Origin of the sequence: Thermotoga petrophila RKU-1 (assembly GCF_000016785.1) — a bacterium.
GTDB classification, from domain to species: Bacteria; Thermotogota; Thermotogae; order Thermotogales; family Thermotogaceae; genus Thermotoga; species Thermotoga petrophila.
Window position 1 is genome coordinate 555,455 of the sequence record NC_009486.1, and the last position, 21,434, is coordinate 576,888.

At 45.7% G+C, this 21,434-nt stretch carries 22 protein-coding genes and 1 CRISPR repeat array; of the genes, 8 read left to right on the forward strand and 14 right to left on the reverse strand.

Annotated features, from left to right (window positions below; all coding sequences use genetic code 11):
- Nucleotide 1: 1 nt before the first annotated feature.
- Nucleotides 2–865: a deoxyribonuclease IV gene (locus TPET_RS02820; protein WP_011943179.1), complete on the reverse strand. Its 864-nt coding sequence runs from the start codon at nt 863–865 to the stop codon at nt 2–4.
- A 55-nt stretch (nt 866–920) separates the two neighbouring features.
- Between TPET_RS02820 and TPET_RS02825 the strand changes: the two genes are divergently transcribed.
- Nucleotides 921–1,244 carry a hypothetical protein gene (locus TPET_RS02825; protein ID WP_011943180.1) on the forward strand — a complete coding sequence of 108 codons (324 nt, stop codon included), beginning with the start codon at nt 921–923 and terminating at the stop codon, nt 1,242–1,244.
- Here TPET_RS02825 and TPET_RS02830 read toward each other — a convergent pair.
- Nucleotides 1,241–1,591, reverse strand: a complete 351-nt coding sequence (locus TPET_RS02830; RefSeq protein ID WP_011943181.1) for a MazG nucleotide pyrophosphohydrolase domain-containing protein — start codon at nt 1,589–1,591, stop codon at nt 1,241–1,243. The two genes, TPET_RS02825 and TPET_RS02830, sit on opposite strands and share 4 nt — an antisense overlap.
- Entirely contained in the window at nt 1,585–2,484 is a 900-nt protein-coding gene (gene bioB / locus TPET_RS02835; RefSeq protein ID WP_011943182.1) for a biotin synthase BioB, read from the reverse strand. The genes TPET_RS02830 and bioB overlap by 7 nt, the downstream gene beginning before the upstream one ends.
- Nucleotides 2,485–2,563: 79 nt before the next feature.
- Between bioB and mds the strand changes: the two genes are divergently transcribed.
- Nucleotides 2,564–3,634 (forward strand): GDP-mannose:di-myo-inositol-1,3'-phosphate beta-1,2-mannosyltransferase, encoded by a 1,071-nt coding sequence (gene mds, locus TPET_RS02840; RefSeq protein WP_011943183.1) that lies wholly within the window; start codon nt 2,564–2,566, stop codon nt 3,632–3,634.
- A 13-nt stretch (nt 3,635–3,647) separates the two neighbouring features.
- On the opposite strand, the gene TPET_RS02845 is transcribed toward mds, so the two are convergent.
- The 4 genes from TPET_RS02845 to ilvA form a co-directional block, all read right to left on the reverse strand.
- Nucleotides 3,648–4,556 (reverse strand): diacylglycerol/lipid kinase family protein, encoded by a 909-nt coding sequence (locus tag TPET_RS02845; protein WP_011943184.1) that lies wholly within the window; start codon nt 4,554–4,556, stop codon nt 3,648–3,650.
- Between the two features lie 2 nt (nt 4,557–4,558).
- A complete protein-coding gene (locus tag TPET_RS02850; RefSeq protein ID WP_004083158.1) occupies nt 4,559–4,765 on the reverse strand; it encodes a hypothetical protein in 207 nt (68 codons plus the stop codon).
- Between the two features lie 81 nt (nt 4,766–4,846).
- Complete coding sequence (locus TPET_RS02855; protein WP_083756012.1) at nt 4,847–6,040, reverse strand: iron-containing alcohol dehydrogenase; 1,194 nt, start codon at nt 6,038–6,040, stop codon at nt 4,847–4,849.
- A gap of 96 nt (nt 6,041–6,136) precedes the next feature.
- Nucleotides 6,137–7,342 carry a threonine ammonia-lyase gene (gene ilvA / locus TPET_RS02860; RefSeq protein ID WP_011943186.1) on the reverse strand — a complete coding sequence of 402 codons (1,206 nt, stop codon included), beginning with the start codon at nt 7,340–7,342 and terminating at the stop codon, nt 6,137–6,139.
- 167 nt (nt 7,343–7,509) lie between these two features.
- Here ilvA and TPET_RS02865 point away from each other — a divergent pair, with 167 nt between their 5' ends.
- The 6 genes from TPET_RS02865 (at nt 7,510) to TPET_RS02890 (ending at nt 14,505) form a co-directional block, all read left to right on the forward strand.
- Complete coding sequence (locus tag TPET_RS02865; protein ID WP_011943187.1) at nt 7,510–8,496, forward strand: TolC family protein; 987 nt, start codon at nt 7,510–7,512, stop codon at nt 8,494–8,496.
- Between the two features lie 15 nt (nt 8,497–8,511).
- Nucleotides 8,512–9,810: a TolC family protein gene (locus tag TPET_RS02870; RefSeq protein WP_011943188.1), complete on the forward strand. Its 1,299-nt coding sequence runs from the start codon at nt 8,512–8,514 to the stop codon at nt 9,808–9,810.
- Nucleotides 9,807–10,814 (forward strand): efflux RND transporter periplasmic adaptor subunit, encoded by a 1,008-nt coding sequence (locus tag TPET_RS02875; protein WP_011943189.1) that lies wholly within the window; start codon nt 9,807–9,809, stop codon nt 10,812–10,814. Before TPET_RS02870 ends, TPET_RS02875 begins: the two co-directional genes overlap by 4 nt.
- A complete protein-coding gene (locus tag TPET_RS02880; protein WP_008193575.1) occupies nt 10,811–11,515 on the forward strand; it encodes an ABC transporter ATP-binding protein in 705 nt (234 codons plus the stop codon). Before TPET_RS02875 ends, TPET_RS02880 begins: the two co-directional genes overlap by 4 nt.
- Nucleotides 11,502–12,716 (forward strand): ABC transporter permease, encoded by a 1,215-nt coding sequence (locus tag TPET_RS02885; protein ID WP_011943190.1) that lies wholly within the window; start codon nt 11,502–11,504, stop codon nt 12,714–12,716. The genes TPET_RS02880 and TPET_RS02885 overlap by 14 nt, the downstream gene beginning before the upstream one ends.
- 69 nt (nt 12,717–12,785) lie before the next feature.
- Nucleotides 12,786–13,279: direct repeats of the CRISPR family, unit length 30 nt; unit sequence GTTTCCATACCTCTAAGGAACTATTGAAAC.
- Nucleotides 13,280–13,899: 620 nt separating this feature from the next.
- Nucleotides 13,900–14,505, forward strand: a complete 606-nt coding sequence (locus TPET_RS02890; protein ID WP_235231276.1) for a LysE family translocator — start codon at nt 13,900–13,902, stop codon at nt 14,503–14,505.
- Here TPET_RS02890 and aroQ read toward each other — a convergent pair.
- The 7 genes from aroQ to aroF are packed head-to-tail and all read right to left on the reverse strand — an operon-like array spanning nt 14,498 to nt 21,276.
- On the reverse strand, nt 14,498–14,932 hold the full coding sequence (gene aroQ, locus TPET_RS02895) for a type II 3-dehydroquinate dehydratase (protein WP_011943192.1): 435 nt from the start codon (nt 14,930–14,932) through the stop codon (nt 14,498–14,500). The two genes, TPET_RS02890 and aroQ, sit on opposite strands and share 8 nt — an antisense overlap.
- Nucleotides 14,929–16,407: a bifunctional shikimate kinase AroK/3-dehydroquinate synthase AroB gene (aroB, locus tag TPET_RS02900; protein ID WP_011943193.1), complete on the reverse strand. Its 1,479-nt coding sequence runs from the start codon at nt 16,405–16,407 to the stop codon at nt 14,929–14,931. The genes aroQ and aroB overlap by 4 nt, the downstream gene beginning before the upstream one ends.
- Nucleotides 16,355–17,485 carry a chorismate synthase gene (gene aroC, locus TPET_RS02905; RefSeq protein WP_011943194.1) on the reverse strand — a complete coding sequence of 377 codons (1,131 nt, stop codon included), beginning with the start codon at nt 17,483–17,485 and terminating at the stop codon, nt 16,355–16,357. Before aroC ends, aroB begins: the two co-directional genes overlap by 53 nt.
- Nucleotides 17,482–18,243: a shikimate 5-dehydrogenase gene (aroE, locus tag TPET_RS02910; RefSeq protein WP_011943195.1), complete on the reverse strand. Its 762-nt coding sequence runs from the start codon at nt 18,241–18,243 to the stop codon at nt 17,482–17,484. The genes aroC and aroE overlap by 4 nt, the downstream gene beginning before the upstream one ends.
- A complete protein-coding gene (aroA, locus tag TPET_RS02915) occupies nt 18,240–19,505 on the reverse strand; it encodes a 3-phosphoshikimate 1-carboxyvinyltransferase (protein ID WP_011943196.1) in 1,266 nt (421 codons plus the stop codon). Before aroA ends, aroE begins: the two co-directional genes overlap by 4 nt.
- Nucleotides 19,502–20,263 carry a prephenate dehydrogenase gene (locus TPET_RS02920; RefSeq protein ID WP_004083127.1) on the reverse strand — a complete coding sequence of 254 codons (762 nt, stop codon included), beginning with the start codon at nt 20,261–20,263 and terminating at the stop codon, nt 19,502–19,504. The genes aroA and TPET_RS02920 overlap by 4 nt, the downstream gene beginning before the upstream one ends.
- Nucleotides 20,260–21,276 (reverse strand): 3-deoxy-7-phosphoheptulonate synthase, encoded by a 1,017-nt coding sequence (gene aroF / locus TPET_RS02925; RefSeq protein ID WP_004083125.1) that lies wholly within the window; start codon nt 21,274–21,276, stop codon nt 20,260–20,262. The genes TPET_RS02920 and aroF overlap by 4 nt, the downstream gene beginning before the upstream one ends.
- Nucleotides 21,277–21,434 lie beyond the last annotated feature (158 nt).

Consider the following 21,434-nt stretch of genomic DNA (forward strand, 5'->3'; position numbering starts at 1 on the left):
ATCAATCGACCTCTATATCGAACTTTTCTATGATCTCAAACACCTTTTTTATATCCTCCGCGTGCTCTTCGTTTCCACCAGGGGTTTCAAGGATCCATGGAACTTTCTGGATCTCTTTGAAGGAGAAAAACACTGCAAAGCCTTCTTCACCTATGAATCCGCTTCCTATTCTTTCGTGTCTGTCTTTTGCCGCTCCAAGCGGGTATTTGGAATCGTTCAAGTGAATCATCTTGAGTCTTTCTAAGCCAAACAGGGTCTCTATTTCGTTCAGTAGGGCCTCGACCCCTTCCTTTTTTGTGATGTCGTAACCAGAGTCGAATCCATGACACGTATCGTAAGTGATGGCCACACGGTCTTTTTGATCGACGAGATCTCTGATCTTTTTCAGCTGATCCAATTTGTAACCGATGTTTCCTCCTTTTTGTGAGACGTTCTCAAGGAGAATCACCACATCTTCGGTGCTATTCAGCACCTCGTTCAATCCTCTTACTATTCTTTCTGTTCCTTCTTTCTCTCCAGCTCCGAGGTGACTGCCGGGGTGAATATTCAGATACCTTATACCCAGCTTTCTGCAAATTTCCACTTCTTTTTTCAAAAGTTCAACGGACTTCTGCCAGATGTCCTCTTTTGGACTGGCGAGGTTTATGAGGTATCCACTGTGACAGAACGCATTTTCCCAGTCGATTCCGTATTTTTTCATCTCCCGTTTGAATTTCGTGGTGATATCGTCAGAAGGAAGTTTTGCACTCCAGGAGCGAGCGTTGTGAGGAAAGATCTGATAGGCATTCCCCCCTATGTTCACTGTGTCTTGTGGTACCCTGTCAAATCCTTTCGAGATGGGCATGTGAGCTCCTATTTTTATCATGCTTCTTACCCCTTTCCCGCGGTGATATAATGAAACGGTGTATGGGGGTGGCATCGTGTGGATCATCGCGCTCGTCGTCGTAGGATTCACTCTATATTCATTTTACACCTGGGCGTTTCTTGTTCGTCACAGAAAGATCATCTCGTACATAGAAAGAGAGATTTTAGAATTAGAAGAAAGAGAGAAGCTCTTCAGAAGAGAAGTTGTCTCAGGAAATGACTTTGTCAAAGAAAAGTACGAGAAGATTCTGAAGCTCCTCGAAAAGGCCAAGGAAGACTACAACTTTGAGGTGGAAAAATTCAACAGAAAGCTCAAATCACCTCTTTATTTCATACCCGCGCGGCTTTTTGGGGAGGTTCCTTTGGAGAAGAAAGATTAAACTTTCTTTTTGCGCTCTTTCCATATTTTCTCCGCTTCTTCTAAGGAGATCTTTTCTTCCCAGAACAGCCAGGGTTTCCTGTGTGAGATCTTTTCTACCACCTTCTGAATGGCTCTTTCAAGATCTATTCCATAATCTCTCTGTGCCACTGCTGCCACGAGAAGCGCGTCGTAGATGAGATCCCCTACCTCTTCCTCGAGATTTGCCAGATCGTTTTTCTTCACAGCTTCAGTGACCTCTTCTATCTCAGAAGCGAGGGCTTCAAGCAAAGTTTCAATGCTCTGTTTCTCTAACCAGGGACACTTTTCTAAACTCCTTTCGATGATTTCAAGAAGTCTTTCTACCATCTCATCAGCTCCCTCAATCCTTCAATGAGTTTTATATCATCGTCGTAACTTCTTCCCTTCAATGTCAGGTATCCACCCACTATCATTCCGTTCGCACCAGCGAAGAAAGCAAGAGCTTGAAAATCTCCAAAATCTTCTCTTCCCGCTGCTATCTTTATCGTCACGTTTTCACCAAGAACAACTCTGAACATTGCTATTGTTCTTATTCTCTCCACAACATCAAGCTTCTGAAAGTTTTCAAAAGGAGTTCCCCGTATCGGTATGAGGAAATTGATGGGGACGGAGTCAACTTCCAGATCCTTTAAAATCTTTGCCAGTTCCAATCGATCATCGAAGTTTTCTCCTACTCCGAATATCCCACCGCTACAAACTTCCAGTTCGACATTTTTTGCGTTCTCCACGGTTTTCACTCTGTCATAGAAAGTGTGGGTGGTGCATATATTTCGGAAAAAGCCCGGTGAAGTTTCCAGATTGTGATGGTATCTGTCAAGGCCGTTCTCCTTCAAATACCTGAGTTCGTCTTTCTCCAGTACACCAAGAGAGGCACAAATCTTTAAATTGGTGTTTGCTTTCAGAAACTCAATGATCTTCGCTACTTTCAAAATTTCTTTTCTGGTAAGTCTTTTCCCGGAAGTGACAATGCCGAACCTAATAGCTCCCATTTTTTCTGCTTCTTTTGCTTTCTCAAGGATACTCTCTTTATCTAAAAGAGGATATTTCTTCACTCCAGTATTGTAAAGGGAACTCTGAGCGCAAAATTTACAATCTTGATCACAGATTCCAGATTTTGCATTCACGATACTGCAGAGATCCAACTTGAGGTTGCTGGTCATTCTATTTGCTTTTAGAATCAGCTCTTTTGTTTCCATGCTCAAAATTTCTTTCAATTTCATCACGCTCCTAAATTCGATGAATTCTATAATATATTATAGGAAGTTCTTAAAATTTGCATCACAAAAAGGAGGTGAGAGTATGAAAATCGGATTCCTCAGCAGATGGGGTGCCACGTGCGGTGTGGGGATGCACGCAGAGATACTTGCAAGAGAGTTCATCAGAATGGGACACGAAGTTGTGGTCTTTGCACCAACAGAAGAGAGTGCCAGCAAGGAAGTTAAATACTACAAAAGAACGGAAGCCCAGGATCCGGAGTTCGTGAAGAGAGAGATCTACACGGAAGTGGACAACGTAACAGAGGAGGGCTGGGTGAAAGAAGAAGAGATTTTAAAGGAAAACCTGGACCTGCTCATAATAGAAACCTTCTGGAGAGTTCCGGTAAAACCACTCACCAGGCTCATAGAAAAGCTGAAGATTCCGGTTATTTCCGTTTTCCATGAAGCAAACATCTTCAAAGCAAGAGAAGTGGTGAAACTGCCCTGCGATAAAATCGTGGTTTTCGATAGAAGGTTTTACGATGAGATTCTGGAGTTTTACGAGATCCCCCGGGAAAAGGTCGAAGTGATCAGCTACCCGGTTATGAAACCCTACGATGTGGAACCAGAAAGACCCGTCAGTGAAGACAAGTTCCTGTTCTTTTCGTTTGGAAGACAACCCGTCGAAGAATACTGTGACTTCCTCAACGCCCTGAAAAAACTCAGAAAGAGATTCGACAACGTTCACTACTGGATCATCAGGTCAGATGGAAGGGTGGATTACGAGGCTGAGTGGATCACTCAGTGGCAGAAAAGACCAACCGTCGAAAAACTCTACAGTTATCTGAAGGGATCGAACGTACACCTTCTACCAAAAGGAAACACTCCGAACGTTGTTGTGTCTTCTACCCTGTATCAGATCATAGCGAGTGAAACCCCCATCGTCATAAGAGACAGTAGATTCGTTGAAACCATAGAGACCGACGCGTACGGATTCGGCCCCATCGTGAAGTACAGAAATATTCACGATCTGGTTCACAAGCTCGAGCTTTTGATGCTGGACAGAGAGCAGGTCGAGGATATCAAGAAAGAAGTGAGGGTTTTTGTGGAAAAGTACGGCGGTGACAAGATCGCTCAGGAATTCCTGGATCTTGCAAAGACCATCACCAAATGAGGGGGTAGCCTCCTCATTTTTTCACCAGCACCCTTATAACCCCGGGGATTATTGAAAAGAAAATCTTCTTGGCCCAGAAAGATTCACCATCGAATTCCACCGGTTCATCTCTTTGAAACTCCACCACCACCTTTTTCGCCTGATAACCCTCCACCCCGGGATGTTCCAACAGCTTTCCGTTGAACACCCTGTGCAGGTTAGCCAGGATTCTCAACTTTCCTATGTCGTTTATCACTGTCACAGCAAGAAGGCCGTCGTCTGGCACAGCGTGGGGAAGTTGGTTCATGCCTCCTCCATTGTATTTACAGGTCCCAACGTTCATGGAAAAAACCCTCTTCTCCCACACCTTTTCATCGATCTGGATCCTGGCAGTAGGGGGATCGTATTCGATGATAGAAGAGAAGATCCTCGAGAAGTAAGAAACGCGGTTCTTCCTCTTGAGAAGGTTGGTCCTGTAGGTCACAAATCCGTCGAAGAAAAGGCCTGCAACATTCACGAACGCGCGCTTTTCTATCTCTCCGCTCGCTTTTTCGTATTCACCTACTCCCAGATCCTGAACGAATTCTTTTCCATCTTTCAATGTTTTGATCGCTTCTTCGATCTCAAGAGGAACGCCGATCGTTCTCGCCCAGTCTTTGCCGCTTCCGAACGGTATCCACCCGAAGACAACTTCTCTTAAATCGTATCCGTTCAAGAAGATCCCGTTTACCACCTCGTTTACCGTTCCATCTCCACCGAACGCTGCTATTCTTCTGTATCCCTCTTTGAAAGCCTTCTTTGAAATTTCCATCGCGTGACCTGGCCTTTTTGTGAAGGCAACCTTGTGATCTATCCCGTGTTTCTTCAGAAGATCTTCGACCCTGTCCCAGATTTTTCCAGCTCTTCCTCCACCCGCAGCGGGATTGTAGATCAGGAATACCATGTTCATCCCCTTCCGATCAGAGCAAGCAGAATAGATACAGCAAAGGCTCCAAGACTCACAGAGAGAAACTGCCATCCTTTTTTATCGTAGAACTTTTTCTTTTGATTCTGCTTCTTCTTTATAGCACGTGTTCCAAGATCGAAAAACACTATCGCGATGAACAAAAGTCCAAAACCGGCAAAGAACAGAAAATCCGATACAAATCTCAAAGTCTCACCTCCGCAGGGGATATTCTACCAAAAAAAGGGCAGGAAATCCCTGCCCTTCTTTAGTGTTTCTGATTCCTTTACTCAATAAGGCTTCAAGGATTCTTTATAGATTGCTTCCACCAGATTCTCATCTACTTTCATTGGTGCCAAATTCAGCAGAAGATCTAATGCAGGAGTTTCAAAAGCAAGTTTTACAAGTTTGGGGATGTCTTTTTCAGAAAATCCAACATCCGCCAGTTTCTCTTTGACACCCAAGTTAAAAATCCACTGTTCAAGTTTTGAAACAGCTTCTTCCGCTTCATTCGGTCTTCCTTTTAAATCAGGAATTATAGGCTGATATACGTAAGCAAGTATTTGTGGTTTCGCTTTATATGTGTATTTAAAAACAGCTGGAAGCAGCATAGCAAGTCCCAAACCATGAGGAAGATCGGGTTTGATAGCACTCAGCGGATGTTCAAGAGCATGCGTGAGATGTAGCATACCATTATCGAAAGAGATACCTGCTATTGCAGAAGCATACATCAGGAAGTAACGCGCTTCTAAGTTATCAGGTTTTTTGAGAACCTCGGGTAAGTATTCAGATATCAATTCCACAGTATTTCTTGCAAGATTTATTGAAAATGGATTTCCTAAAGAAGTTGTAGCTGCTTCTGTGATATGATTCAGTGCATCAAGAGAGGTATAAATACTTTGTTTTTCTGGAAGACTTTTAGTTAGCTCTGGATCATCGATAGAGAAGGTTGGATAAATGCAATCATAGGCTATTGGTGGTTTGTATTCTTTTTCCAGAATAGATGCCACTGCAAATCTATCGACTTCTGTTCCTGTACCATGTGTTGTGTTTATGGCAATTATGGGTTTTGCTTTTTCGGGTATGAACTTTTGTTCATACAATTCTTCAGCTGTTTTTTCAGGATACTCAAGTAATATTGCGACACTTTTTGCAGTGTCGATGGGGCTTCCTCCGCCTATTCCTATCACGGCTTGAGCGTTTATTTCAAGCGCTTTTTTTGTAGCCTCGTTTATCTGTTCGGTTGTGGGATTTGGTGTCACATCATCATAAACTACGTATTCTATACCTCTCTTTTCCAAAGCAGGCTTCACTTTATCCCATGCACCTGTAACTTTGTACGCAACTTTGTCACTAACAACTACCACAGACTTTATACCTCTTTCCTTCAGAAAATCCAGTATATCCTCGATTTTAGCTAATGCACCCGCCCCAAAGTAACAAGTCGTTTTTGTTCTTATTTCAATTACATTTTTGATGTTAATCTCTTTGGATCACATAATCTATCACCTCCTGATTTTCATTGTACCCGGACTTTCTTCATTGTGAATTTCATAACAATTACATTTGTGAAAATTTTCTCACACGACTATTCTCACCTCGTATCCCTTTGCGATCAACACCCTCTCTATCTCTTCAACGTGTTTTTCATCGACCGTCTCAAGCTCGAGCTCTATTTTGGCAAAACCAATGGGAACTTCCTTTGCGGAGCGATTGTGAAAAACGGAAAGGACGTTTGCGCCGAGTTCCGCCACTATCCCGAGAAGCTCTTTCAGGGCACCAGGTCTGTCCATCACGAACGTTTCTATGAACACTTTCCTTCCGCTCTTCACGAGTCCTTTGTTTATGATTCTGTCTATCATGTTCACATCTATGTTGCCACCGCTTATCACGATCGCTACCTTCTTTCCCTTCACATCCAGTTTGTTCAAAACAGCGGCCACCCCCACTGCTCCTGCACCTTCAGCAACCACCTTTGCTTGCTCAAGAAGGAAAAGGATGGCATCCGCTATTTCTTCTTCGTTCACCACGACCATCTCATCGACGTACTTCTTCACCAGCTCGAAGGTCAGGTCACCGGGCTTTTTCACGGCTATTCCATCGGCAAGCGTGGGTTTACCCTCGACCCGCTCTGCCCTGCCCCTTCTCAGTGAAGCGATCATGGAAGGCATGTTCTCCGTTTGAACGCCTATTACTTTAACCTCAGGATTCATCGATTTGATCGCAACGGATACTCCCGAAATCAAACCACCTCCACCAACGGGCACTACCACCACTTCCACATCCGGAAGATCTTCCATTATTTCCAACCCTATGGTTCCCTGCCCAGCGATGACATGAGGATCGTTGAAGGGATGCACAAAAACCGCACCTGTTTTCTCCTGTATTCTGAGAGCTGCTTCGTAGGCCTCATCAAAGATGTTCCCCTCAAGAATCACTTGAGCTCCAAGATTCCTCGTTTTGGTGATTTTAGAAAGAGGAGCGTACTTCGGCATCACGATGGTAGCGGGAATACCGAAGATTTGAGCAGCAAGTGCCACTCCCTGCGCGTGGTTTCCAGCGGACGCGGCAACGACTCCTCTCTTTCTTTCCTCTTCGCTCAGGTGGGCTATTTTATTGTACGCTCCCCTTATTTTGAACGAACCGGTCTTCTGGAGATTTTCCATCTTCAGGTAGATCTCTCCACCTGTCACTTCGCTCAGAACAGAGCTGTAAGCAAGAGCGGTCCTGTGCACCACATTCTTCAGCGTTCTTTGGGCTTCTTTTATATCCTCGAGTGTGATCACGAGAAACACCTCCCGGTTTTCTGAGCAACCACAGTTTTAATCTTACTCCAGGCCCGAACTCGTTTGAAAGAAGGAGTTTCTCATTTTGCTTGTGAGAAATTCACACTTTTTTCACAAAGAAGAGTATAGAATTTTACCGTCAAACAATCGAAAAAGGAGGTATTCGTATGAAAAATCTCTTCGTGGTGCTGTTGTCTCTCGTTTCTGTGCTGAGCTTTTCTGTTTCTCTGAATGATGTTCTTCAAACCGCTCTTGCAAGCAGTACAGATTATCAAATCGCGCAGATCAACTTAGAATCCGCGACGATGGACTACGAAAAAGCAAAACTCGAAGCAACGAACAAGAGATCAGAACTCTCCGCAGAACTCAGCTACTACAACAACCTTCAAAGCTACAGAAACTCGCTGAAATCCGCTTATCAAGATGTTCTGGGAAGGATTTTCAATCTCCTGACCGCTGACCTTTCCTACGAAATCGCACAGCTGAACTTCGAAAACGCCCAGGAAGACTACAAAACCAGTCAGGAGCTTTTCAAGAAGAATCTCATTTCCGAGAACGACCTGAAAGATTCAGAGCTCACCCTCGAAGAAGCCAGCAACAACCTCCTTTCCGCCCAAAAAGACCTTGAAGAAGCCCAAAAAGATTATGAGGAGATCTTCAGCGTGGAAGTGAGTGAAATAGAGCTTCCTCTCATCGATTATCAGAACCTTGTGAGTGAAGACGAATACCTCGACAATCTTTCTTCCGTCAAGATCGCGGAGCTGAACATGAAGATCGCTGAATACGATCTCAACAACCTCTCCGCTTCCGCTTCGAAGTACGAACAGAAAAAGGCAGAGCTGAATTACAAGAAATCAAAGATGAACTACGACGAAGCTTTGAAAGAAGCAAAAGACAGCTATAAGAGCACCCTCGATTCTCTGGAAATCGCCTTCTTGAATTTGAAAGTACTGAAAGAAAAGGTTGACCTCAACGAGAACATCCTCAAAGATTACCAGGAAAGATACGAAAAGGGACTGATCTCAAAGAAAGAACTGAACACCCAGAAGATCAATCTTCTCAACACCAAAAAGAACTACTTCAATTCGCTACGCAGCTACTACACTTCGATCGTGAACTTCCTGATAGACGCTGGAAAAGAAGTCTCCTTTTGAAGAAGGTGGTAAGAAATGAAACGATTTTTTCTGGTTTTTCTCCTTGTTCCGGTTTTCCTCGTGGGGAACGTCTTCGATCTGTTCGAGGAGAACCTGAAAAATTCGTCCGGTTACTGGTCGAGTGTGGAAAAGTTCAAAGAAGCACAGCTCAACTACAAACGTTACACAAACTTCTGGAATCCTGAGATATCCGTTTCATTGGGAAAGACAGGTATCACCATAACAGAGGTTTCATTGGGAAAGACAGGTATCACCATAACAGAGGATGGTATCTCTGATTTCTCAATATCTCCAATTGTCAACTTTGTAAACATCTACGGATTCGAGCTCGGACTTTCCTTTCCGATCTCCGTGAACACTGACGACTGGTCTTTTAACTTCGAAGGAACACAGCTCAGTGTGTCCAGAAATCTCAAAACGGAATACACAGTGGACAAGTTGAAGACAGAGGCAAACTACCTTTCCAGCAAGTATTCTTTGAAATCCACAAAGAACAGCATTTTCATCCAGACCGTCCAGGACATATTCGACTGGTACTACTACACAAAGAAGATCGAAATACTCTCGCAGAGACTTCAGGTGTTGAACGAAAAACTCAGCAAGGCAAAAGATGACGACGAAAAGAAAGCTCTGGAAAAGCAGATACTCTCCACTGAACAAACCCTGAGAAGTGCAGAATACAGTCTTCAGACGATTCAAACAAAGAACATCGACGAAGAAGTGTATCAGAAAACAAGAAAGTTTCTCGAGGGGGTCACTCTGCCGGCCACCACTCTGGAGTACAGAGAAGACCTGAAAGCTCTGGAGCTTCAAAAGAAAGCCGAAGAGATAGAAAAGAAAACATGGTTTCTTCCGTATCTTCCGGAACTGACGTTCTCGTTCAACTACGACTTCGAAGATAGCGAGTGGTTGATCGGAATAGGATTTCAGATGACGCTCTGGGACTTTGGAGAAAGAAAACTGGAAGCAGAGAAAAGAAAATCCCAGCTGGTTTCTCTGGAATATCAGGAAAAGGTGCGAAACATAGAAAACTCGTTGAGCCAAGAGCTTGTCAACATTGCCAATCTCGAGTCTCAGCTGAGACAAAAAGAAATCGAACTGGAAGATCTGGAGGAAAGCTCCAAAACAAACGATCAGCTTTTCAGGAAAGGCTTCCTGAGTGAAGAAGACTACACTCTCTCGAAACTCGACTACGTGGAAGGAACTCTCGAGAAAGAAAATCTGGAAAATTCATTGATTCTGGAAAAACTGAAATACATAAGCATCTTAGGATACGATCTTGAGAAATTCCTCAAGGAAGGTGATCAGAATTGAAAAAGTGGATAACCCTGCTGATCATAGCAGTACTGGTGGTCCTGGTGATCGTTGTGATCTTTTTGAACAGAGCCAGTGCCCAGACCGTTTCTGAAAAAGACGCCACTTCAACACAGGCTCCTGTCTATCTCACCTACACTGTGACGAAAGAGAATGAAACTGTAGAAATAGTGGGTCAGGTCACCGCCGATACGAAGAAAGTCACTTCCAAAGTATCTGGAGACGTTCTGGAAATTTACGTGGAAGAGGGAGATGTGGTTCAGGTAGGTCAGAAAATAGCAAAGATAGACGACACAGATTATCAAATCAGTTATCTTTCCGCTCTCAACAGCTACAAAACTTCTCCCACCGAGATCAACCGTTTGAATCTGGAGAAAGCAAAAGAGAACCTGGAGAACACAACGGTGGTTTCGCCTGTGAATGGAGTAGTTCAATCGGTCAATGTGGATGTGGGAGACAGAGTATCAGTTGGTACCAGCATAGTCACGATAGTGGAAACAGATACCCTCAGGGTGGAAGGTTCCATCAGTGAATACGACCTCAAGAACGTTAAAGAAGGAATGAAGGCTGTCTTCACCTTCGAACAGCTTGGCCTCACCCTGACCGGAAAGGTGAAAAGAATCAGTCCTGTTGCGGAAACGTCCGGTGGAGTTACCGTGATACCGGTGGAGTTTTCTTTCGATCAGATACCTCCCAGCTTAGTGATACCTGGTCTCACGTGCGACGTGGAAATAATCATCAAAGAAGCTACAAGTTCTTTCTTTGTACCAAAAGAAGCGGTCAGTCAGGATCAAAACGGTTACTACGTGATGAAACAAACACCCCAAGGACCTCAAAAGGTGTATGTTGAGGTGGGTGAAGAGCTGAACGATAAGATAGAAATCAAAAAGGGTGTTTCCGAAGGAGACGTTTTGCTTCTCATCCCGTCACAGCAGGAAATCCAGAGACTTCGAACAAGACAAGGTCTTCCAATGTTCGGCCCCGGAGGGGGACGAGCAAGATGAAAAAGGTGATGGAGCTTGTCGATGTGTGGAAAATATATGACCTGGGTGAGGTGAAGGTCGAGGCTCTTCGTGGTGTTTCTTTCGAGGTGTTCGAAGGAGAATACGTGATCATAATAGGACCATCTGGAAGCGGAAAGTCTACACTCCTTCACATTCTTGGATGTCTCGATCGTCCTACAAAGGGAAAGGTACTCATAGAAGGAGAAGAGGTTTCGAGGATGGGTGATCGAAGGCTCGCGCAGGTTAGAAACAGGAAAATAGGCTTTGTCTTTCAGAGTTACAACCTTCTTCCCCGTCTCACCGCTTTGGAAAATGTGGAGCTTCCAATGATCTACGCGGGTGTACCGGCGAAGGAGAGAAAAAGGAGGGCAAAAGAGCTTCTGGAATTGGTCGGTCTGGGAGACAGACTCCATCACCGGCCGAATCAGCTTTCAGGAGGTCAGCAACAAAGAGTTGCGATAGCGAGGGCTCTGGCAAACGATCCTGTCTTCATCCTCGCAGACGAACCAACGGGAAATCTGGACACAAAAACTGGCGAAGAGATACTGGAGCTGTTCAGAAAACTCCACGAGATGGGAAAAACGCTGGTTGTTGTGACTCACAACCTCGAGATGGTGGACGAAGGAACGTGCATCGTGAGAATCAGAGATGGAAAAATCGAAGGTGTAGAACGTCGAGGTGTTGTGTATGGAGATACTTAAAGAGGTTCTGAGATCACTTCTTGCCAACAAGATGAGAACGTTTCTATCGATGCTCGGTATTGTGATCGGAGTGACCGCCGTTATCATGGTGATGTCTCTTGGGGCAGGTATGAAAGAAAGCGTGACAGAGAGGCTCACTTCGCTTGGATCGAACATCATCATGATCACACCTGGATTCACTGGAGGAAGAGGAGGTACGATCGCTCAATCGGTGGAATCGCTCGAGGAAGACGATGTAGAAGATATCCTGAAGATGTGCCCGAGTGTTGACAAAGCGATCGGTCTTGTGAATGGAAGTTTCCTTGTTCAGTACAGAGAGACAAACACCAGATCGAACGTGTACTCTGCACCAGCTGATATTTTCCACATTTTGAATCTGAAAGTCTCTTCTGGAAGGACCTTCTCCCAGGAGGACAACACTGCCAACGTCGCGATCATCGGACAAGAAGTGGCGTACAACCTGTTCGGAAACGAAAATCCTCTGGGCAAAAAGATTTACCTCGTTCAGGGAAATAGAAAACTCGTCTTTGAAATCATTGGAATCTTCGAAAGAACCGGTAGCATTCTCATGTTCAACCCAGACAACATGATTCTGATCCCCTATGAAACGGGAAAATTCAGGGTCTTCCAGACACACGGAAAGGTTTCCATGATACTCGCAACAAGTAAATCTGCAGACGTTGCTCAAAGGGCAGTCATGGAGATAGATCACCTGCTCTACACAAAGTTTCACGAGGAAGAAAGTTACTACAACATCATCAGTCAGCAAGCCATCTTGAACGTGGTCTCTGAGAGTGTGTCTATCATCAACCTTGTTCTCGTTGCAATCACCGCTGTGTCGCTGATCGTTGGTGGTATCGGTATCATGAACATCATGCTCGTCTCTGTTGTTGAAAGAACCAGGGAAATAGGTATAAAGATGGCTATAGGAGCATCAAGACTCAGAATTCTTTTGGAGTTTCTTGTGGAAAGCGTTGTGATCACATTCGTTGCTGGTGCCATAGGTGTTGCTCTGGGTATCTTAGGTTCGAACACGATAGTTAACACCTTTGGCAGTCAGTACGGATTGAAAGCCGTGATAGATCCGCTCTCTGTGATTGTTGCATTTGGAGTTTCGGCAAGCGTTGGATTGTTCTTTGGGTTCTATCCCGCATACAGGGCCTCCAGACTGAGTCCAATAGAAGCCCTGAGGTACGAGTAATTTAACCGGATAGCGGAAACACAAAAACAAACATTTGCCCCGAAAGGGGCATTTTTTGTTTTGTATCAGATTTCCATGCCTCTAAGGAAGTATTGAAACTTAAGATGTCTATACCGGGCATTCTACAAAACAGCGTTTCCATACCTCTAAGGAATTATTGAAACGTTGAGACCATTCGTCAGGATTTTCGGGTGAATAGTGTTTCCATACCTCTAAGGAACTATTGAAACGATGATGATGTAATTGTTCTTTCAGGTAGTAGATACGAGTTTCCATACCTCTAAGGAACTATTGAAACTATGTGTTTATCTCCTCATCTTGCATGTCTCTGTCAGTTTCCATACCTCTAAGGAACTATTGAAACATATCACACATTTCACTGTGTGTCAATAACGAAAAAGGTTTCCATACCTCTAAGGAACTATTGAAACATTGCGAGAGATCAGAAATATTCTCCGCTTTGTAAAGTTTCCATACCTCTAAGGAACTATTGAAACTAAAGGATATGAGATACTCACTACTGAGAAATCATTGTTTCCATACCTCTAAGGAACTATTGAAACCCGTTGAGTTCAAGAGAAATTATACCACAAACACACTCTGAAAGCAAGATGTTTTTTGACCTTCCATATCCTCCCTTTCCATAAACCATTCTAACACACAAAAGAGCACCTTCAAGTACTGTTTGGAAAAATGGAATAATTGCATAGTCAAACAAGAAAAGAACACAAGCAAAAAACAGAAGATAAATTATATCAACCTACGTCAGGGCATTTTTAGGTGTTTCTGGTAAAAATCGATTAGTTCCATGTTTCACAAATAGATGAAAGAAGGTATTCCTCAGTGTGTTAGAAGTTAACTACTAATTTCTCGAATTCAAAGCACTTACACGTCATCGATTACCACAAATTCTCTTCATATTGTCTCTTAATATCATCCATTATTCCTTTTTTAACGCATAGCTTCCGGTACCACAAACCTGCATGAAATTTTTCGTTACCGGTAATTGCATACTCTGTATCGTTCTTCCAGTGCCAGATACACGCATCACCTACTTTGTGAATGATTGGAACTAACCTGGTTTGTATGCATAAAACATAATATGTTAAAACAAATATATTTCACACTAACACAAAAGCAAAGAACAGAGTGGTAAAATTTTTCAAAATTCTTGGGGAGGAAGATGATGATTTCCATATTCTTCGGGAGTTTCCTTGTGGGGCTTTCCGGTGCGGTCGCACCGGGCCCTCTAATGATGATAGCCATATCCCAGAGTGCAAAAGGTTGGAAAAACTCTATAAAACTGATATCCGGCCACGTTGTTCTGGAAGCTTTTCTTGTTCTCCTGCTGGTTCTTGGCTTTCAATGGGTCCTGAAATCTCCGCTTGTGACAAAAGTGATAGGTCTTCTTGGAGGATCTTTCCTTGCTTTCATGGGGATTTCTCAGCTAACAGCCATCAAAGGTGAGATCTCACAGGTAGAAAAAAACGATCTGAAAATCCCCCTTCCCATCACAGGAGCTCTCGTTTCACTGTCCAACCCGTACTTTCTTCTTTGGTGGATGTCCGTCGGCAGCGCTTTCCTTGTCAAAGCGCAGACATCGTTTCTGGCTGGGGTTACTGCCTTCTACTTCGGCCACATTCTCTCAGACATTCTCTGGTACTCTCTGATAGGTGTCTTTGGAAACACCATATTGAAATCCTCACGGATCTATAAAATAGTGATGGCCGTGACCGGTCTGTTCCTCATCGGTTTTGGTCTTTTCTTCGTGCTTGATTCTTTCAGGTGAGTTCTTCCAGTTTCTTTTTTATGTACTCCAGAGCCAGAAGGTAACCGTACACACCAAGTCCGCTTATCTGACCGTCGCACACCTCAGCCGTAACGCTCCTTCTTCTGAACTCTTCCCTCCTGTGTATGTTCGATATGTGAACCTCCACCTTCGGCACCTTCACGATCTCCAGGGCATCCCTTATGGCGTAGCTGTAGTGGGTGAAAGCCCCCGGGTTTATCACAAGACCATCGAAATCGAGCCTGTGCAGTCTATCCAAAATTTCTCCCTCGTGGTTCGACTGAAAGACCTCCACTTCCACATCGTTTTTCCTTCCCCAATCTTCTATCATCTTCACAAGATCCTCATGAGAAAAGTTTCCATAGATGTTTTTGTCTCTTTTTCCGAGCATGTTCAAGTTGGGTCCGTTCACCACGAGTACTTTCAATCTACCACCTCCAAAAGTTCGAGCGGATCGACCTCTAAGAATTCGATCTTTCCGATTTCTTTCACGTAAGGAAGCCTAACTCTGGAACCTTTCAGGATCTTCTTGTCGTTCAGAATGAGATTTCTGGCTTTCTCAACATCGACGGATGGAACAGGAATTGGTACGATCTGTTTGACCTTTTCTACGATCCATCTCATGGTTTCCTTAGGCACTATTCCCTTTCTGTACAGGTACATCGTCTCTTTTTCGATGCCCCACGCTACCGCTATACCGTGAGGTACCCCTTCCAGCATCTCGTACACATGACCGAGCGTGTGTCCCAGATTCAGGGCGTGTCTCAAACCCATGTCGTAGGGATCTTCCATTACTATCCTCGCTTTATCTTCGACGGAGATTTTTACCATCTCGCTGAGAACTCTGAGATTTCTCTTCTCAATCTTCTCCGGCTCATCGAAGAGTTCTACCCCGCGACCCGATAGAATCGTCATCTTGAAGGCTTCCACGACTCCCTCTTCGAACCTGCCCTCATCCATCGAAAGCGTGACGGTGGGATCTATGATGACGTAGTCTGGCATTCTGAAAGTCCCAACGACGTTTTTCACTCCAGCGAAATCGATGGCATTCTTTCCACCAACGGAAGCGTCCACCTGAGCCAGAAGTGTTGTCGGATAGAAAGAAAGTCCCACTCCCCTTTTGAACGTGCTCGCCACAAAGCCAGTGAAGTCGGTGAGAGCACCTCCTCCGACACCCGCTATGGTCTTTCCCCTGGGAAAGTCCATCCTCACAAGTTCGTAGTACGCTCTGGAGACATGCTCCAGCGTCTTCACTTCCTCTCCATCCGGAAAAAGAAGCCGATTCTCTGGAAGGTACCTTCCGTATATCTTCTCCACCCTCTCCGTGGTGAAAACCAGCTCTTCGTTCCTCACCCTCTTGAAACCACCGAGGATGATCTTCACCAGGTGTGGTTTTTCTATCGTTGAGATTTCTTTCTCGTCCAGAGCCTCCAGCACAACGAGTGCGGTTGTTTCCCACTCGTTCAACTTGGAGGTGTCGATCCCTCTAAACTCCGTGTAGAACTGTTTTCTCCTTTCCCAGATCTCTCGTATTCTCTCTTTTCCTTCTCTCAGAAGAGGCCTGTTCTCTGTTGTTACTCTTTCCATCAACACTTCAGGGGGAGCGTAGAGAAAGAGAGTCTTCTCTTTCTTCAAAAGCTCCCTGTTCTCTGGATCGATCACAACACCTCCACCCGTTGCCACGACCACGTTGTCTCTTTCCACAAGTTCCCTAAGAAGTTCTTTCTCTTTCAATCGGAAGTACTCTTCACCGTCTTCTTCGAAAATCCTTCGAACTCTTCTTCCCTCTCTTCTTTCTATCTCTTCGTCCATATCTATGAACTGAAGGTCGAGCACCTCGGAAACCCTTTTACCGATCGTACTCTTTCCAGAACCCATCATCCCAACGAGGAAGATTCTCATTCCCGAACCTCCTTTTCAGGTCGTCGATGTTTCCATCGCCCAGGTGTTCGAGCAAGGCGTCCGAAATCACCACAGCGAGCGCGGCTTCACACACGACGGAAGCGGGAGGAACGGCCGTCACGTCAGATCTCACGTACGGTGTTTTCGCCGGTTCCATTGTTCTCAAATCAACGGAGTTCAACGGCTTTCCTGTGGTAGGAATGGGTTTCACGAAGACGTTCACCCACACGTCTTCTCCGTTGGTGATGCCCCCTTCTATTCCTCCCAGATTGTTTGTTCTTCTCTTTATCCTGCCGTCTTCCAGTTCGAACTCATCCAGATAGTCAAAGCCGTACCACATCTCTTCACTTCCAATCACCACTCCCTTCACAGCGGGAATGGCAAAAAAGAGGGAACCTATCTTCGAGTCGAGCTTTTTGAAAAGATCGGAGTAGCTCCCGATGCCTGCCGGGACACCTCTTGCAATGACCTTCACCTTGCCGCCGAGGGTGTTTCCCTCTTCTTTCGCCCTGTCGATCTCGGAGATCATTCCTTCCGTTGCCTCTGGATCTGGACAGAAAACGGCCGATTCGTCCCTCTTTCTTCTCAACTCCTCAAAATTGTCTGGGATATTCTTCGCTTCCACGTTTCCAAGTCTTGTGACAAACCCGAGAACATCTATGTTGAACTCTCTGAGGAGACTCTTCAGAAGAGCACCCGCCGCCGTGAGAGCCACCGTCCATCTGGCACTGGATCGTTCCACGTAGACGTTCAGATCCGGCAGTTTGTACTTCACAAAGGCAGCGTAATCTATGTGACCCGGTCTCGGCACGCTTCGAACGTCTTTCACCGGGTTGCCCGCTTTGTTTGGAACGAGAATCGTCACCGGTGCTCCCGTTGTGATACCTCCCCACACTCCGGAGACGATCTCGAAGGCATCTTCTTCCATGCTCATCCTCTTTCCTCTACCGTAGCAATTTCTTCTCCTGAAAAGCTCTCTTCTTATGATTTCTTCGTCGATCTTCAAACCCGCAGGAATCCCTTCCAAAACCGCTATCATGTACTTTCCGTGGGAATCTCCCGCTATTGTGAGCCTCATCTCAGTACCTCCTCGAACACTTCTTTGAACGATCTTTCATCGTAGATTCCCCATATTTTGAGATTCTCCATCGCCTGATAGTAAAACATGAGGTTTCCCTTTACAACGTGTTCCACTCCCAATCTCTTCGCATCAGAAACGAGAGGAGTCTCAAAGTACACCACGTCGTAAACAAGATACAGACCTTTCAAAGAAGCTTCGGAAACGGTCAGTTTCTCTCCCTTCATTCCAACGGAAGTGGTGTTGAAGAGACTCTTCGCCTTTTTCACAACCTCGTCGAGCTGATCGAGAGAGAAAATTTTCACAGGAAAATCGAGAGCCTTCGCCCTTTCGATCGTTCTGTTCACCACCCAGATGTCTTTCACGCCCATCTGGAGGAGAGCGTAGATCACAGCACGTGCGGCTCCGCCCGCTCCCACAACGACAACGGGTTCTTTCACCTCTACACCCTCGAGCGATTTCACAACGCCAACCCAGTCGGTGTTGTATCCCTTTCCCCGAAAGACGCAGTTCACGGCTTTTATTCTCTGCGCATCTTCAGATGGTTCGACGTACCGCATCACTCTTTCTTTGTGAGGAATTGTCGCGTTGAAACCATCGTATTCTTCGAGAATCCTTCTTATCTCCGTGTCGAAAGATTCAGGTGGTATCTCTTCCATACCGTACGAGTGGTTCATTCCCGCCCTTTTGAAATACTCGTTGTAAAGCCTTGGTGATATGCTGTGACTCACCGGATACCCTATGATGCAGAATTTCATGATATCACCACTCTCTCCAGCAGTTCGTAAAAGTTCGGGAAAGACACCGCCACGCATTCGTGATCTTTCACATCAACCCCCTCTTCACTCACGAGCCCTGCTATGGAAAAGAGCATAGCCATTCTGTGGTCGCCTTCTGGATCCACCGATCCACCTTTTATGCTCTGCTTTCCAACGATCTTGAAACCATCTTTGAACTCTTCTATTTCGACACCGAGCCGTTTGAAGTTTTCCACCAGAACCCTTATCCTGTCGGATTCCTTCTTTCTCAACTCCTCCGCGTTTCTCACAACCGTTTCTCCTTCCGCAAAAACACCGAGAAGTGCCACAAGAGGCAGTTCATCTATCATGAGAGGTACGAGGTGTTCGGGAACAACCACACCTTTCAGGTTTGGAGATGTCTCAACCCTCACAGTTCCTATCGGTTCAAGATTTTCTTCCGTGATCTCCCACTCCAGGTTGGCTCCCATGAGTTTCATAACTTCGAGGAGTCCCGTTCGGGTGGGATTCAGGCCAACGTCCGTTACTGTGATTCGAGCGTTGGGATGAATGGCGCCGAGAACCACGAAGAAAGCAGCCGACGAGATATCACCAGGGACTTTCATCGTGAAACCCCTGAAGGTAGCAGGCTCCAGAACCACACGTGTTCCCTCCACCTCGACGGGAACACCGAGGTTTTTGAGCATCCTTTCCGTGTGATCTCTGCTTTTTGCTGGTTCGATAACGATTGTTCGTCCGCTGGCTCTGAGCCCCGCCAGAAGAACCGCGCTCTTCACTTGAGCGCTCGCCACCGGTGTTTTATAGCTGATACCGGAAAGGTGATTTCCCTTGATAGCCATGGGAAGGTAGTTGTTCTGCCTCGCCATGAAACGCGCTCCCATCATCTCCAGAGGTTCGATCACTCTTCTCATCGGCCTTCTGGAAAGAGAAGAATCCCCGTAAAGCACTGTGAACATCTCGTATGAAGCAAGAACTCCACTCATCAACCTCGTGGTTGTTCCGGAGTTTCCACAGAAGAGAGGTTCTATTGGCTCAGCGAAGGGCTTCGGAAAGACCTTCATCTTTTCCCAATCGCCTTCAAAACGTGTACCGAGTTTTTCGAGAATATCGTGGGTTCTCTCTGTGTCGAGACACCTCAAGAGGTTGTACAGGGTGCTTTCCGTTTCCGCCAAAGCGGACAGAATGAGAGCCCTGTGAGTTATGGATTTGTCCGGAGGAACGCTCAGCACTCCTTCAACCTTCTTCGCCGGAAGTACCTTCAAGATATCACTTCCCTTATCACTTTTTTCAGGTTTTCGAAATCCTCTTTCTCTGTGAGATGATATAAAACATTCAGAAAGTTTCTTGCGTTCTCCAGGTATTTGAGGATGTTTTCTTTATTATATCTGATCATATCCAGCGCCATCTCCATGTTCTGTTTCGAAAGTCTCGTGTTGGAAAGATAACCAGGTCCCGCGTATTCTTCAAAGGGTTTCCCTACGTACCGTGCGCTCAGTGAGATCAAGTACTGAACGTGGCTCACCGCAGCGACGATCTCGTCGTGGATCCTGTAGTCTATCCACAAAGGTCTGGCACCAAGATCTTTCACGATGTTTTCAATCATCCCATCCTCTTTTCCGTCGAGAGAGCAGAGAAAGAAGATCTTTCCGTCGAACATTTCTCGATCCCAACCTGATTTTCCCTTTCGTTCGTTTCCGGCCATGGGATGTCCTCCTGTGAAGTTCAATCCCCTCTCTCTGGCTATTTCCATGAAAGGTGTCTTCACGCTCGCCACATCGAGAATCTTCCCTGAAAAGTCCGTTTCTTTCAGGAATCTCTCCTCGACGCTCATGGGAAGCGCAAGAACGAGAAGGTCTGTATCGTAGAGATCGCTTTCCTTTGAAACAGTTTCTATTCCGTTTTCTTCCAATGCTTTCATCGTTTCTTCATCTCTGTCGAAGGCTGTGACATGATGCTTTTCTTTCAATTTAAGTGCGATCGATCCACCGATGCATCCCGCTCCGAGCACAGAAATTTTCAATTCACCTTCACCCCCAGGGCATCAGCGAGTTTCTTCATTTCCTGAACCAGTTCCTTGAAGAGCTCGAAGTCAAGACTCTGTTTTCCATCCGAAAGTGCCTTCTCCGGCTCCGGATGAACCTCCACAATGATTCCATGAGCTCCAACCGCTATAGCGGCCCGGGAGAGTGGAATAACGAGGTCTCTTCTTCCCCCAGAGTGGCTCGGATCCACCAGAATGGGAAGATGGGATTCCTTTCTGATTATAGGAACAGCGGATATATCGAGTGTGTTCCTCGTGGCCTTTTCGAACGTTCTGATTCCCCTTTCACACAGTATGATCTTCGTGTTTCCAGAGTTTGCGATGTATTCAGCGGAGAGAAGGAACTCTTCGATGGTGTTCATGAAACCCCTTTTCAGAAGAACGGGTTTGTTGTAGCTTCCCGCTTTAGAGAGCAATCTGAAGTTCTGAGCGTTTCTCGCTCCTATCTGAATGATATCAGCGTACTCGGCCACTTTTGGAAGATCGTCTTCTCCGAGAGCCTCCGTCACCACGTACATACCGTACTTGTCGGCAGCTTCTCTCAGGTACTCCAACCCTTTCTCTCCGAGTCCTTGGAAAGAGTAAGGAGATGTTCGAGGCTTGTAAGCCCCTCCCCTCAAAACCTTGACACCGAGTTCGCTCAAAAAGTGCGCGGTTTCCATGAGCATTTCCCTGCCCTCAACTGAGCACGGTCCCGCTATGATGGTGAAGTAGCCGTTTCCTATCTTCACATCTCCGAGGTCGATCACCGTGTCCTCCGGATGGAACTCACGAGAGACGAGTTTGTAAGGCTTGAGCACCCTCACAACGCTTTCCACACAGTCCAAAGATTCGAACTTGTCCGCCACCACGTACCTATCGTCCCCGATGATCCCAATAACCGTTCTTTCCTGACCTTTGGAAATGTGACACTTCAAGTTGTAACTCTCAGCCAACTTCACCACCTTCCTTATATCTTCTTCTGTGGAACCGGGTTTCAAAACGACTATCATAGATCTACCACCTCCTACGGGATTTTGGTAATAAAAAAAGGGCTCCGCTGCCCGGAGCCCTTCAGTGTTTTCTATCGCTCCGGGCAGATACCGAAAGAGGCACCTGCCCGGAGCGGTCGCACTCACGGACAGGTGCCCCTGTTAAACCAAAAGTAATA

Bases quoted from the DNA above. Each gene is read 5' to 3' on its own strand.
- TPET_RS02870 (WP_011943188.1), top strand. From the start codon at position 8,512: ATGAAACGATTTTTTCTGGTTTTTCTCCTTGTTCCGGTTTTCCTCGTG.
- aroC (WP_011943194.1), bottom strand. From the start codon at position 17,485: ATGAGGCTCACAATAGCGGGAGATTCCCACGGAAAGTACATGATAGCG.
- TPET_RS02880 (WP_008193575.1), top strand. From the start codon at position 10,811: ATGAAAAAGGTGATGGAGCTTGTCGATGTGTGGAAAATATATGACCTG.
- aroE (WP_011943195.1), bottom strand. From the start codon at position 18,243: ATGAAATTCTGCATCATAGGGTATCCGGTGAGTCACAGCATATCACCA.
- aroF (WP_004083125.1), bottom strand. From the start codon at position 21,276: ATGATAGTCGTTTTGAAACCCGGTTCCACAGAAGAAGATATAAGGAAG.
- TPET_RS02890 (WP_235231276.1), top strand. From the start codon at position 13,900: ATGATGATTTCCATATTCTTCGGGAGTTTCCTTGTGGGGCTTTCCGGT.
- aroB (WP_011943193.1), bottom strand. From the start codon at position 16,407: ATGAGAATCTTCCTCGTTGGGATGATGGGTTCTGGAAAGAGTACGATC.
- mds (WP_011943183.1), top strand. From the start codon at position 2,564: ATGAAAATCGGATTCCTCAGCAGATGGGGTGCCACGTGCGGTGTGGGG.
- TPET_RS02865 (WP_011943187.1), top strand. From the start codon at position 7,510: ATGAAAAATCTCTTCGTGGTGCTGTTGTCTCTCGTTTCTGTGCTGAGC.
- TPET_RS02820 (WP_011943179.1), bottom strand. From the start codon at position 865: ATGATAAAAATAGGAGCTCACATGCCCATCTCGAAAGGATTTGACAGG.
- TPET_RS02845 (WP_011943184.1), bottom strand. From the start codon at position 4,556: ATGGTATTCCTGATCTACAATCCCGCTGCGGGTGGAGGAAGAGCTGGA.
- TPET_RS02830 (WP_011943181.1), bottom strand. From the start codon at position 1,591: ATGGTAGAAAGACTTCTTGAAATCATCGAAAGGAGTTTAGAAAAGTGT.
- bioB (WP_011943182.1), bottom strand. From the start codon at position 2,484: ATGAAATTGAAAGAAATTTTGAGCATGGAAACAAAAGAGCTGATTCTA.
- TPET_RS02885 (WP_011943190.1), top strand. From the start codon at position 11,502: ATGGAGATACTTAAAGAGGTTCTGAGATCACTTCTTGCCAACAAGATG.